At 54.2% G+C, this 12,675-nt stretch carries 12 protein-coding genes; 2 read left to right on the plus strand and 10 right to left on the minus strand.

Annotated features, from left to right (window positions below):
- Positions 1 to 82: 82 nt before the first annotated feature.
- The 10 genes from VH413_16480 to VH413_16525 all read right to left on the minus strand — a co-directional run bounded on the left by VH413_16480 (position 83) and on the right by VH413_16525 (position 11,545).
- Positions 83 to 1,522, minus strand: a complete 1,440-nt coding sequence (locus tag VH413_16480; GenBank protein ID HEX3800293.1) for an RNB domain-containing ribonuclease — start codon at positions 1,520 to 1,522, stop codon at positions 83 to 85.
- Positions 1,523 to 1,652: 130 nt separating this feature from the next.
- Positions 1,653 to 1,901, minus strand: coding sequence for a hypothetical protein (locus VH413_16485; protein HEX3800294.1), 249 nt, complete (start codon positions 1,899 to 1,901; stop codon positions 1,653 to 1,655).
- Between the two features lie 246 nt (positions 1,902 to 2,147).
- On the minus strand, positions 2,148 to 2,372 hold the full coding sequence (locus VH413_16490; GenBank protein HEX3800295.1) for a hypothetical protein: 225 nt from the start codon (positions 2,370 to 2,372) through the stop codon (positions 2,148 to 2,150).
- Between the two features lie 371 nt (positions 2,373 to 2,743).
- On the minus strand, positions 2,744 to 4,225 hold the full coding sequence (locus VH413_16495; protein HEX3800296.1) for an alpha-amylase family glycosyl hydrolase: 1,482 nt from the start codon (positions 4,223 to 4,225) through the stop codon (positions 2,744 to 2,746).
- A 445-nt stretch (positions 4,226 to 4,670) separates the two neighbouring features.
- On the minus strand, positions 4,671 to 4,919 hold the full coding sequence (locus tag VH413_16500; protein HEX3800297.1) for a hypothetical protein: 249 nt from the start codon (positions 4,917 to 4,919) through the stop codon (positions 4,671 to 4,673).
- A 375-nt stretch (positions 4,920 to 5,294) separates the two neighbouring features.
- Entirely contained in the window at positions 5,295 to 6,167 is an 873-nt protein-coding gene (locus VH413_16505) for a M23 family metallopeptidase (GenBank protein HEX3800298.1), read from the minus strand.
- 493 nt (positions 6,168 to 6,660) lie between these two features.
- Entirely contained in the window at positions 6,661 to 7,527 is an 867-nt protein-coding gene (locus VH413_16510) for an Ig-like domain-containing protein (GenBank protein HEX3800299.1), read from the minus strand.
- A 210-nt stretch (positions 7,528 to 7,737) separates the two neighbouring features.
- Positions 7,738 to 10,071 (minus strand): c-type cytochrome domain-containing protein, encoded by a 2,334-nt coding sequence (locus tag VH413_16515; protein ID HEX3800300.1) that lies wholly within the window; start codon positions 10,069 to 10,071, stop codon positions 7,738 to 7,740.
- Positions 10,072 to 10,103: 32 nt separating this feature from the next.
- Positions 10,104 to 10,904: a cytochrome c3 family protein gene (locus tag VH413_16520; protein ID HEX3800301.1), complete on the minus strand. Its 801-nt coding sequence runs from the start codon at positions 10,902 to 10,904 to the stop codon at positions 10,104 to 10,106.
- Between the two features lie 248 nt (positions 10,905 to 11,152).
- Positions 11,153 to 11,545, minus strand: coding sequence for an ACT domain-containing protein (locus VH413_16525; GenBank protein HEX3800302.1), 393 nt, complete (start codon positions 11,543 to 11,545; stop codon positions 11,153 to 11,155).
- 244 nt (positions 11,546 to 11,789) lie between these two features.
- Here VH413_16525 and VH413_16530 point away from each other — a divergent pair, with 244 nt between their 5' ends.
- Both VH413_16530 and VH413_16535 read left to right on the plus strand, forming a co-directional pair.
- Positions 11,790 to 12,338, plus strand: coding sequence for a sigma-70 family RNA polymerase sigma factor (locus VH413_16530; protein ID HEX3800303.1), 549 nt, complete (start codon positions 11,790 to 11,792; stop codon positions 12,336 to 12,338).
- A 25-nt stretch (positions 12,339 to 12,363) separates the two neighbouring features.
- Complete coding sequence (locus tag VH413_16535; GenBank protein HEX3800304.1) at positions 12,364 to 12,672, plus strand: hypothetical protein; 309 nt, start codon at positions 12,364 to 12,366, stop codon at positions 12,670 to 12,672.
- Positions 12,673 to 12,675 lie beyond the last annotated feature (3 nt).

The following is a 12,675-nucleotide window of genomic DNA, read 5'->3' on the forward strand; positions in this document are numbered from 1 at the left end:
AGCCGTTCTACTAGTCACAAGCCAACAGATTTTCTGGTTGAAGTTATTCAATAGAGTTAGATGCACAAATTTCGTAATCCATCTACTTCCGTTCAAAGTCAATAAAGCCACGATTCACATCCACGCCGACCAGGCGAACCGTGGTTTTGTCGCCCACGTCGAGACCTTGCGCGCCACGAATGACTTTGCCTTCGGCAGGAAATTTCAGCAGGCGAACATAGGTTCCCTTGTCCGATGCGCCGGTGACGAGGCCGTCGAAGGTTTGCCCGACCTGATGGCTTAGCAGATTTGCGGCGATGACCTTGCTCATGAGCCGTTCGACTTTTTTGGCGGCGTCCTCGCGCTCGGTGCAATGTTTAGCCACATCGGCAAGTTGTTGTTCTAGGTAAGGCGCGGGTGCGTCGGCAATCACAGCTTTCAAAAGTCGTTGCGTGACGAGATCCACGTAACGCCGATTCGGCGCGGTGGAATGAGCGTAGTCCCGAACGGCAAGACCGAAATGTCCTTCGTGTTCGCGGCCGACGGGCTCGACCACATATTCGCCGGGGCCGAGCATTTTCACGATTGCGAGCGACAGATCGGGAAAGTGCAAAAGGTCGGCGGCTTTGCGTTGTTCAAGGAATTCGGAAAGGGCGCGCGGGTCGGGCGTATTGGGAAGTTTCGTCCCGTATTGTTTGGCGAGAACCTGGATGCGATCCCAGCGTTTCGGCGTCTTGACGACGCGCCGGATGGAAACGGAATTGTGCTCCTTGAGATGTTGCGCCATCGAAACATTCGCGGCGACCATGAAGCTTTCGATGATATCCTGCGCGGCGTTTTGTTCGGCGAAGGCCAGAGTTTTGAGTTCGCCATTTTCAATGATCGGCGTGGCTTCGGTGGAATTGAAAACCAGCGCGCCTTGTTCGCGGCGGAGTTGCCGCAATTTTTTCGAGGTTTCCAGTTGCAGACGAAGTTGCGCTTCCATGCCGGGGACATTGGCGATGGGCGCGGGCATCGGACCGCGTCCTTCGAGCCACGCGCCGGTGGAGCGATAGGCAAGTTTCGCGTGGTTGCGGAGCGTGGCCGGATAAACATCATGACAGGCGACTTCGCCGGTATCGCGAATGTGCATCTCAATGACGATGGCGGCACGGTCTTGATCGGGAAGCAACGATGTGCGATCGGTCGAAAGCGCGTCGGGGAGCATGGGGAAAATAACCGTGCCGGCATAGACGGAAGTGGTTTCCGCCGCGGCGTGCTGGTCGGTGGCCGAACCGAGGGGCACGATGGCATCCACGTCGGCGACGCCCACCAGCAGGCGCGTGCAGCCCGGCGAAATCATTTCGACGTATTCAACTTGATCCAAATCGCGGGAGTTCTCGTTGTCAATGGACGACCAAAGCAACTTACGCAAATCTCGTGAATCAGCGGCAAGTTTTGGCGACGCGGTGGTTTCCCGCATAATCTCCGGCGAAAAATCGGGATGAAATCCGGCGTCGGACAGCGCCTGCCGCGCGCGGGCTAGAAATTCAGCGTGGGTCATGGATGAGAAGTATAGGAAAAGTTTTCAGTTTCAAGTTCCAAGTTTTCAGCAAGCGGTCGAGGAGCGACGATAACCCCGTTATGAACGAAGAAATCTGAAAACGTGGATGCGAAAATACATTGAGCCAGTTTTAAGGACGCTGAGGCTCTTTTTTGTCGCGCAGGCTTTGGACCTGTTCTTCTTCTACGCTGAGTTTGTCGGGATCAATTTCGACCGGATTAAGCAGCGTTTTGGAAAGCTTCAACATTTCGTCGGCGTAAAGGAAAGCCTCGGCGGCAAGGTTGGCGTGAACATTGAGTCCCTGGCTGGGGCCGGTTGGCCGGGCGAGCAAACCGGTGAGCGCCTGAGCCGCGAAATAATCTCGTTTGCTGATTTCCATAATTCAGTGTGAATAGAAATTGATACTGTAGCCAGTGTACAGTAAGTAAACGATTTGTGCATCAATGAGATTCAGACTGAGATCAACGCCGAAGACATCGAGGTCGGAAAATCAAACCGGTTTCGGCGAGTCGCGGGAACCCTCCAAAAAATCTGCCAGAAAAAAAATCAAGATTGTCCACCAAAAAAGGCGCCACGCCGAAGCGAGCGCCCGGAGGTAATTTTACAACACTTTAGGAATGGCCGCCTACCAATTACGCGGACGGCGGCGGACGACGACCGGCTGGCGGCGGCGGCCCCGGGCAGGTGCGGGAGCCTTGCGTTCGCGCGCGTAGAGTTGATAGCCGCTGACCGTAAGGGCAGAGGCGATCATCAGTAAAACCGCGCGAGCGGATGGCGCCGTGAGCAACGCGCCCAAACTGCATAACACGAGGGCCGTGCCCAACAAGAGGTTTAGCTTTGAGACTTTCATGGTTGCCTGGTTCTTTTATGCTCCATCAATAGCTGGCCAAATTTCCGGATTTGGGTGCACATCGCACAGGCCATGAAGGAACTGCATTTTGCAAGCTTAGGGTGTGCCACCGATGTTTCGGAAACTTTACAGGACTGTAACATTATGTAGGATAATTCGTTACAAAACTGCCGAACTAAATAAACGAATCACACTCAATAATGAAAATCGTAAAGAAATCCGACGTTTTTAATAAAAATTAATGCCAGTAATCAAAGATATTTAATAGCAATGGCCCGAAAGTATTTCAAAATTCAAACCGTAAACAATTCCGACGAATGATTGAAAATTGACGTTTGTCGAAGGTCCTAAATCCGTAGTAAACGGGCCGTTTAATGAGTATGAGGCTCGAAACGAAATAACTGCGCGTGATGGGGAGCCAGATCCAGGTAAAGACCATTGGCCGCAAGTTCCGACCCGGGCCGCTGGTATTTCTCCGTCCCAAGCAGATCGCGCATCTGCCAGTGCTTGGAAGCCAAATCCGACACCGGAAGCACAACCACCCCTTGGCTGGTATGCGGCGCAAGATTAACCACGACCAAGTCAAATTCAACCGGCGATTTTTGCCAAAGAACGGCGACAATGTTTCGCGACGATTGATTGTCCGGCCAGCCATTGGGCCGGAGCAGCGTGGCCATGCTTCGGCCGACGCACGAATCTTTGATCGTGGTAAGAAGTTGCTCATACGCCGTCGCGATTTCCTCATTCACCAGTTCGTCCGGCCAGCGGCCAAGCTGAACGGGGATTTGCGAACGCCGCCCGTCGAGCTGTCCTTCGTAAAGAAACCGCATGCCCGGCAGCCCGAGCACCAGCAATGCCGCGGCGCGATTTTCAGCGGGCGAAAGAATGGGCGCGATGCGTGGCTCATCGTGGTTCTCGAGAAAATGCGCGCTGGCCGCAAGGTACTCCGGGGGGCACGAAAGCAAATTGGGCTGCACCTCGCCGTAATGCCGGTTCGCCAACAGATCGTAAACCGTCTTGTTGTAAGTGTAGTCAAAGCCGAGCGATTGCAACCGCCCTTCAAGTCCCCAATACGCTTCAGCCAGGAAAATGAACTGCGGATGCGCCTGCTTCACCGCTCCAATGGCCTCAGGCCAAAATTCCGTTTTCGGCGCGGGCGAAGCATCGGGAAGATGCGCCCAGGTGCGCGCAAACACGTCATTGAGCAACAACATGGACATATCGCAACGCACGCCGTCGCAGCGCTCCGCCACAGATTTCAGAATTTCAATCATCGCCGCGCGGGTCTCGGGCCGGCGATAGTTCATCTGGATGGTATCGGGCCAAGCGGCAAAGTTCGGATCCTTGCCATGCGCTAGCCATCGTGGGCCGAGAACGGTTTCCTGCTCGAAAACTCCCGCACCCGGCCCCGGACTCTGCATGAAATGATCCGGCTCCTTCGTGGCCCACGGATGGTCGAGTCCCATGTGATTGGGAACGAAATCCAGCAGCAGTTTCATTCCATGCGCGTGAAGTTTTTTGCGAAAGGCCTTGAGCCCGGCTTCGCCGCCGAGCGCAGCGGAGACTTTGTATTCGGCAATGGCATACGGCGAACCCGGCACATCCTCTTTTTTCCAACCGGGAACGAGCCGATTGAACGTGGCTTCCATATTGCCACCGTCAAAGCACATCAACCGGCAACGTGGACCCGTCGTCCAAACGCCCATGGCCCAGATATGCGTAAATCCCAGTTGCTGCCAGCGAACGAATTCGCTGTCCGGCACGTCTGCAAGCGTGACCTCCCTGCCTGCTTGTTCCGAAAGCAACCGCAACCAGCAACGCGTATTGATCTCAAAAAGCAGCGGGTGATTCATGGGATGCGCTAACCGTTACCAGTTCTGGCCCAACCGCGCAAGCATAACAGCGCCTTGCCTTTAAAGAAGGACGCACCAGAGGACTGCCGCGGCAACCAGTCTAGCCCCCGCACCATTTGGCCCATAATTTTTTTTCTCGCCGTTAAGCGAACTTATCCGAACTTATCCGAGCCAACGCGAACTCAGGCGAACTTTTGCGAACCAATTTTCATCCTTTGGCTCGCCTGGCATCAGGTTCGTCCATTTCTCCTCTCTGTCCTATATTTCAAAGAACCGCCTCCACCATGCCATATTCTCCAAATGCAGTCCACCCTTCCATAGGATACAAATACGCTTCTCTGACAACTCTTCCTCCCCAAAAAAAATCAGGCAACCGAAGTGTTTCGATTGCCTGATGGTATGGCCGGGGCGGACAGTTTATCCGCAAACGGCCAAAGGTGTTGCGCTATTGACTTTGCAAGCCGCTGTCACCAGCGCCGAACGGGTTGCCACGGCCAACGGAGCCATTGTCACCAGTCGGAGCGTTAGGCGCAGGAGCCGGAGTATAAGGCTCGGGCACGTCACTGCTTTGCGCAGAGCCGACGCCGTTTTCGGTGTCGTTACCCATCGCGCCGGAGTTATTGCGGTCAGTGGCACAACCGGCGAGCAGAGCAGCCGCGGCAGTGAAGACTAATATGCGATGATTGATTTTCATACTGTTGTCTTTCTCTTAGTTTTTTGGTTGCTTACGCGATTGGCTGAGAACTCTCCGAGCCCTCGCATCTTCTGACACTCTCTATTGCTTGCCGCGTGCCATGAGGCTAAAAGACTACTGAATGTCTGATTTACAATGCCTTACGAAGAAGAAGAAGGCTTCCCGGCGTGCATCCTGCAACTCATCGCCAAACTGGTTAAGGCAGTTTGCATGTTCAAAACGCGCCGTTCCGCCTTGGATGAGAAAAAATGTCGCGCTTCATTACGAAGCGGTATCCATTCCTGTGAGTTGTAGTGGCGATCTGTGACCTCTGAACCCAAAAAAAAGGGCGGTCATAGACCGCCGCTACGGGTTGAAATTTTCAAGCTGATACCATTATTGCAGCATCTTTGCCGCAGTAATAGGCGCCGCCGGATGTCCGGCAACCGCCAACGCTGGCGTTTCCCCCGGAAAAATATCCAGGGGCGCCGCTGTATAAGTATGCCCCATTTCGAGCGTGACCATCTGCTGGCTGGCATCGCGGAATTTCACCGGAAGGCTCAATCTTTCTTTTCCGTTCTTCGCTTTGAAAACCGCGAAGTGCAGATGCGCGCCATTGCTGAAACCAGTGTTGCCGGAAAGCGCGATAATATCTCCAGCGTTGACGTGGTCGCCCACCTTGACTTTGTTGCCACCGTGTTTGAGATGGCCATAAATGCCGATCGTACCGTCGGAATGTTGAATCAGGACGCAGTTGGCATCCTTCTCGAACTTGCGATCAGGCCCGCCGCGGTTCATGTCGTCCTTGGACTGCACAACGACGCCCCCACGCGCCGCATGGACCGGCGTGCCCACCGGCATTTTCCAATCAATGGCAAATTCATCGGGACCGCAATGGCTGAAACTGCCATGATAACCCTGGCTTACCGGAAACGAACTGCCAGGCGCATAGGGCAACTGGTAAGAGTAGTTTTCATCCGGCACCGCAGTCGCGCTGCCGATCACACAGGAATTTTCATAACGATAATTCCACGGCGCGTTGGTTTCAATTCGCGAGAGCGCGAAAGCTTCGACGGTTACATTGCCGCCCAGCGTTGTGGTATAAGGAAAGGTGGTGTTGCCCTGAAGATTCGTCATGTCCATGTCGAGCGTCGCGGTGATGGACGCGAGCCCGAGATTTTGAACATAAAAATGAATCACGCCGTCGCGCTTGACCGTGAAAACATTCAGCCGTCTGGGCGCGGGTTCCGCGTGGAGCCGCGGAGTCATGGCAGAGCTGCAAACAAGCCCCGCCAGGAGCATCATCGAGATTGAAGTTTTCAATAGACCCATGCCGTAATCCACACCCAATAGAGAAATTTTGCGGCGCACTTTTATAGCTATACGAACGGCGCGTTGCAATGGATACCCGAATATATTTTTTATGTTTTTAATTAAATTGATCACGGGTGGATGAAAGCATCTTAGTCTCCGGCTTGAAAAAAAACCGACGACCAGAAGGCTGATATATAAGTAGGATTTTTCCTACAAAGCATCAACGGATGGGTAATGCTCTTTTGCACTTTGCGAATGACTCACAACTCTATTGTGTTGAATGATCTGCAAAGGACTCAAAAAGGCGGAAATAAAAACGGATGGATTCGCATTTAGCGAAATCCATCCGCGCGTGTAGAAGATATTTTTTGAAGTAATTATTCGCAGCTATTTTTTGCCAGCGCCACAGTCGTTCCCAGCGCCGTTTTGTCCAAAATTTGGAATGGCGTTAAGGATTTGGTGACAGGCCAACGCGATAGAAACTGGCGGCATTTGTATTCGTATTAAGCGTATCCGTAAACAAGACCGGATTGGTCGCGGCGGTATTGGTTGCCAAGGACAGCCACGTCGTCAGATTGGATGAATTTTGGATCACATAATTGAGTCCGGGATTTGCGGAATACAGAAACGAAAATTGGCCATTCGTGATGAGCGGAGTGCTGGCCGAAATCGGCAAGGGCGTAACGGCCGTCACATTCACCACCGCTGAAGTTGCGGAAACACCTCCGGCCGACGCCACCGCCGTCAAGGCGTAAGTCCCCGCCGCCAGTGGCGTGGATCGCAGCGTGAACGGTGCATTGGTCACAGTTCCGATCTGATTAGTGCCGGCGAAGAACGTGACATTCGTTACCGTGCCGCCTCCCACAATCGCCGCCAGGGCAATGCTCGCGGGTTCGGCAAAGACCGCGCCATTTGTCGGACTGCTGATTGAAATCGTCGGCGGCGGAACGACTACTGAGGCGACATTCACGAGACCGGTCATGTTAAAACTCACCGCATGGAAATTGCATTGGAACGGAAACGACCCGGCCGTCGTGAATGTATGCGAGCAACCGGAACCCAGCGTTGTAAAGATCGAAGCGCCACACATGGGTTCAGCGCCCGTGCCCGTCACTGTGTGTTCGAAGCCTGCGGAGTTATTTGAAAAGATGATCGTGTCACCGATGTTGATGTTGATGATCTTCGGGGTAAAGGCAAAGTTGGCGCCGAAACCAACGACAACGGTGTCTGCCATGGAAACACTTTGTTGCAGGGCAAAAGCCGCAACAATAATCATAGCCAGCCGGATCGAGAAGCGATGGAATATTTTTTTCATAAGCGCATAAGCGATAGAGTCTGAACCTTCAGGCATGAATCGTGTCCGCCACCTCGCGGTAGCGTTACGAAGAGCCCACGGACGAATGCTTGCTGTTTCTATGAGGCGGCAGTGAAGAAAATTGTTCCCGCTAAAATTTGGGGAAATATTTAATATAGTGACGGCTCGCGTGGACGCCCATCTTCGCGGCGCGGCCACCAACGTGTAAACTCAGCGAAGCTTGAAAGAGAGTGAGGCAAAAATCGTATGCGCTTCGTAATTCAGCGCATTGCCTTCGCTGGGCTCTTCGTACTTGTTAAACGAATAGAGCACCTTCGCGGAGAGCTGTTTCGTCAACCGGCGGGTCAAAGCGATTTGAATGGAGTTCATCTGATACTCCATGCCGACGGGCAAACCGTTGAGAATATTATTCTGGCCGAAATCCGCTTCGGAAAATGAATAGCTGGCGGACAAATCGGTTTTTTGATCCAGCACATAGGTCGCATTGGCCAGAAGGCTGTAGGTATGCCCGCGATACGGCGCGATGCCATTGAACCCATTGTCCTCCGTGATAGTTACCGAAGGCTGGTACGCAAACGTCGTTGAGAGATACAGCCGCCGCCAAGGAGTGACGACCGCGTTGATCGAATAAATCTTGGTGATGGATTCACCCGCCAGCACGTCGCCCCCGGGAGAAATGCCCGCAACCGGCCCCGTTGAATCGCGATAATCGCTGGTTAAATATTGATACGAGAACGTGGTCTTCAGCCAGTTAATCGGGTGCAGCACGAGTTTCGCCTCAGCTTCGTCGGTGAGGATGTCGCGCGATTGCAGAAAGCCGGGGTAAGCGCCGACCGGCAGCGAATTGGCGTCGCTGTTATAATGGCTATCATTTTCGTAACGGCGATAATGCGCGCTCAACGAAACACTTTGCCACGGTGATGTGCTGAAGCCGACGCGCATGTCGGTCATCTGGCTGCCCAAATCCGTGTTCAACAAATAATTTCCAAACGCGGCGTTGTCCGGTTGGTTGTCCAATTCCGTTTCCCCGATGCGTTCCTGCCGCAAACGCCCCTCGGCAAAAAGCACCGTCCAGGGAATCGCCGTATATCGTAATGCGACATTTTCTGAAAACGAGCTGTCGTCGTAATCGGAGGACAAGGTCGTGGGAATCGGAGCGAGCACGGAAAGCGGAATGTCCGTGTTGGCGGGATTGAGCGCGCCGCTGCCAAAACCCTGCTGGCGCGTCCATTCGCTTTGCACGCCAGTCGAAAGCGACAAGCCATGAAAAGGCCCCAACAATCCATTGATATTGAAAACGTGCGATTCTTTTTCGAGGCTGATGTCCGGCACGGCGGAAACAAAGCCGAGCGCAAAACTGTCAGTAAAATTCGCTTCGGAGTTGAGCTTGCTATAAAGATAACCCGCGGAGCCAAAGAACCAATCGCTGAATTTTTTCTCGAGCCGCAGCGTATTCGCACCCTGAAAATAGGTTGTCCCCTGCGCCACGGATTCGGTGAGGGTCGTGCGCGAATCGGCCTGATGATAACTCTCGTCCAGCCGGTAAAACTCCCCGCGAAATTGGTCCTCGATCATGAGGCCGTCGAGTTCATAATCAATGTCCAGCTTAAGAATGTGCGTGCCTTCATTGAGGCTCCGCGCGACGGGCGCGATGTTCGGTTGCGAGGGCGAGGCCGCGCTCCACCCCGTTTCCGCCTCGTCACCTTGCTTGAAATCGTATTCATAACCGAGCACGAGCTTCGGCCAATCCGGCAGCGTGAGGCCGAAATCAATCCACGCCTTGCCGATGTCCAAATGCAAATCCTGCCCGAGCTTTAATGAGGACGGGCCATCATGCGCAGGATAATAACCGCCGGTATCGTCAAAATATTTGCGATACTGTTGCCAGCCGGTATGGACAAACCCGATGTCGTTGCGGTCCACGTCGAGCGTGATGTTATAATCATCCTGCAACGCGTGGCCGGACAGAAGGTATTTCGTGTTCGGATCGAGTTGTTCGTACAACTGAAATTCCTCAAGTCCGCCATTCGCGCCTTCCTTCTGCCAATAATGCTCGCGAAATTTTTGTGCATCACCCTTCACGCCAGTGACGCCAATGATCGGAGTGATCGAGAACGCAAAATTGTTCGTCGGCGGCGCGCCATCCATTTTCGCGCCCTGATCAATCCACGCGCGCAAGAGCGCTACTTGATTCGTGGTGAGCGCATCGCCCTTGCCTTCCGGCGGCATTTGCATGTCCTCGACCAATCCGGCGACATAATGGATGAGCGGGCTCTTCGCGCTATTGCCGGGAAGAATGTCCACGCCTTTTTCGCCGCCCTTGATTGCGGAAACGCGGTTGTCGAGGCGGAATTTGCTTTTGGTTTTCTCCGGGCCGTGGCAGCGCAGGCAGGAGTTTTCAAAGATCGGCTGGATGTCACGCGCGAAATCAATTTTAACCGGAGCCGCGGGCGGCAATTTCGATTCATCCACGTCCGCCGCGAACATTCCAAAGCAACCCGCAAACGACAGCGCGAAGAAATACACTCCCCTCCTCCGCGTCATACTCGCGATGAAATTTCTATGGCGTCGCAGCTTCAATAGAAGAAATAGGGTTGGGTGTTGGAACCATGAACCGCCGTGTGACAACCCGCCGTCCAGCAAGTGCCGTAATGAAGAAATCCGGTGTGATCAATGTTGCCGAAATAAATAGACGCGCCCGTCGTGCCCGGCTGCGCGGTTTGTGCATGGCAGCGCACGCACAGATTTGAATCGCGAATGGTCAGCAACTTTTGATTGATGGAACCATGCGGATTGTGACAGGTGGTGCAGCCTTCCCGCATCGCCGCATGCTCGAAGATCACCGGCTTCGTTTGCTCGCGATGGCACGTCGCGCAATTCTCGTTCAAGCGCGCCATCGCCGAACCGCCGGAAGGTTTCATGATGTCCGCGCCGTGCGGGTCGTGGCACTGGACACAATTCATTTTGCCTTCGAGAACCGGATGATGCTGCGGCAAATGAAATTCCGCCTCAGTATCAATATGGCACTTGAGGCACGCCTCCGGCTGGCGGCCGGGATTGATGATGAATTTATCCAAACCACCGCGTCCGCCCATCGCGATATGTTTGCTGCCCGGACCGTGGCAGGATTCGCAACCGTGCTGCCCGGCCATGCGTCCATCGTCCAGATGCAACCGCGCATGCGGACTCGCCGGAAAAACTCGGGTGATATTCGCATGACAATCAGCGCAAGCCTTGTCGCCGACGAACGTAGCTCCCTCGATTTGCAACGGCTCGACCGCCGCGCGGTCCACCGTAGAGCAGGAATTAAGCAATAGCGCAAACGCCGCAGCGCTGGCGGCAAGCATCAATGCGGCCACATGACGAAGTGGCTTCACGACGAAAGTTTCAAGGGTTCAGGATTCAGTTTTTGCCATGCGATGCGGGGAAAAAACTTTATCCTAAATTATAAAGCGTTGACCGCCCGCATTTTCCAGAGTTCATGCGATTAAGAGCATTGACTCAAAAAAATGTTCCCGGAAAATTCGAAGAAGCTCCTTACACGACACCGCTTGCGGCCAGGAGGCCGTCAAACGCGCGCGAACGCCCTCTCGCCCGCGCCATCTCACCCATACTAAACCCCGTCCTAACTGTTCAACACCTTCAACGCCTTTTGCGGATTGGACGTCCGCAAAATCATCAGCCCCTTCTTGGCGCTGGGACTGGTCGCGCTGTAGCAATACTCAATATTCACCCCCGCCTCCGCGAGCTTGTGCGCAATGCGCGCCAGCGAACCGGATTTGTTATCGCCTTCCAGCATCAGAACGTCATCTTCCACCACAAACGATTGATGCTCCTCGAACACGGCCATCGCCTTGGCCGTATCGCTGACCACCATGCGGATGACACTGTGATCCACCGTGTCGCTGGTCGTGATGGCATAAATGCTGATCTTGGCCTCGCTAAGCGCGTCACAAACGCGGGCGAGCATGCCGGGACGGTTATCGAGGAAAATGGCGAGTTGCTTGGTGATTTGCATATCGGTTGATAAGTTGCCGCTGCTGATTCACTCCGTTCGATGTTGTTATCCGAACGACGGCAGACTATGGCCGCGGAATGCCCAATCCGCAACCCGCAAATGGATAAATCTGAATCGCTTGGAGATTCGTCCCTTCTTCGCCATTCTTCCGGCCAAATCCATCCCTGCCGCCAGCCCGCTCATTTTTTCCAAGAAATTTATACAAAAAAGCGCCCTGCTAGTGTCTATTCAGTAAATAGTACCCGTGGACAAGTCCGAAACAACCTGGTGCGAGCGCATTTACGAAGCCAAAACGGCTGGCCTGCTGCTGTATGGCCGCGCGCTGGGCCTGAGCCACGGCGAAGCCGAGGACGTGTTGCAGGAAACTTTTCTCGCGTTGATGCAAAAACCCGCGCCGCCGGAGGAACCCGAACATTATTGCGTGCGAAGTTTTCGCAACCGGGCTCTCAATTACCGCCGCGGCTTGTGGCGGCGGCTGACCCGCGAATTGGAATCACACCGCTGGTTCGAGCGCAGCTCCTCCGAGACACCCCACGAACGCGCCGCGATGCGTTGCCTCGCCGTTCTGCCCGCCGGGCAACGCGAAGTCATTGTTTTGAAGATCTGGCATGAATACACGTTTGATGAAATCAGCCGCCTGCTCGATATGTCCGCGAACACCGTCGCGGGACGCTATCGCTACGGCCTGCAAAAACTGCGTGCCTGCTTAAAAGAGGAAAATTATGAACGACTCGACTCCATTGGAGAGGGAATTGCAATCCTGGACCCCGCGCGCCCCGTCGGCGAAACTTAAACAGCGCCTTTTTCCATCCGCGCCCGTGGCGGATGCCGCCCCGCTGGCGCTTCTGCCGACGTGGCTGAAATTCGCCCCGGTAGCCTGCGCTTTCATGCTGGCGCTGGTGTTCTGTGTGCCGCGCCACGAACGGACGGCCTACCTCGCCGTGTCCGGGGATTCCAATATTTTGGCCAGTTTGTCCTCGAATATCATTACCGCCTGCTCGACCGACCTGCGCGGCCAGCGGCAGAACGTCTGGCGCGAAGTTACTTTTGATTGGACAAAACCCGCCCATACCCTATCAACTACAGGCTCTTTTCCATTAGGAAAAACCAATATTCAGAAGCTTTGATGA

This window comes from Verrucomicrobiia bacterium, assembly GCA_036268055.1.
Lineage (GTDB): Bacteria > Verrucomicrobiota > Verrucomicrobiia > Limisphaerales > Pedosphaeraceae > DATAUW01.

Bases quoted from the DNA above. Each gene is read 5' to 3' on its own strand.
- VH413_16510 (HEX3800299.1), bottom strand. From the start codon at position 7,527: ATGAAAAAAATATTCCATCGCTTCTCGATCCGGCTGGCTATGATTATT.
- VH413_16490 (HEX3800295.1), bottom strand. From the start codon at position 2,372: ATGAAAGTCTCAAAGCTAAACCTCTTGTTGGGCACGGCCCTCGTGTTA.
- VH413_16480 (HEX3800293.1), bottom strand. From the start codon at position 1,522: ATGACCCACGCTGAATTTCTAGCCCGCGCGCGGCAGGCGCTGTCCGAC.
- VH413_16495 (HEX3800296.1), bottom strand. From the start codon at position 4,225: ATGAATCACCCGCTGCTTTTTGAGATCAATACGCGTTGCTGGTTGCGG.
- VH413_16505 (HEX3800298.1), bottom strand. From the start codon at position 6,167: ATGACTCCGCGGCTCCACGCGGAACCCGCGCCCAGACGGCTGAATGTT.
- VH413_16515 (HEX3800300.1), bottom strand. From the start codon at position 10,071: ATGACGCGGAGGAGGGGAGTGTATTTCTTCGCGCTGTCGTTTGCGGGT.
- VH413_16485 (HEX3800294.1), bottom strand. From the start codon at position 1,901: ATGGAAATCAGCAAACGAGATTATTTCGCGGCTCAGGCGCTCACCGGT.
- VH413_16500 (HEX3800297.1), bottom strand. From the start codon at position 4,919: ATGAAAATCAATCATCGCATATTAGTCTTCACTGCCGCGGCTGCTCTG.
- VH413_16525 (HEX3800302.1), bottom strand. From the start codon at position 11,545: ATGCAAATCACCAAGCAACTCGCCATTTTCCTCGATAACCGTCCCGGC.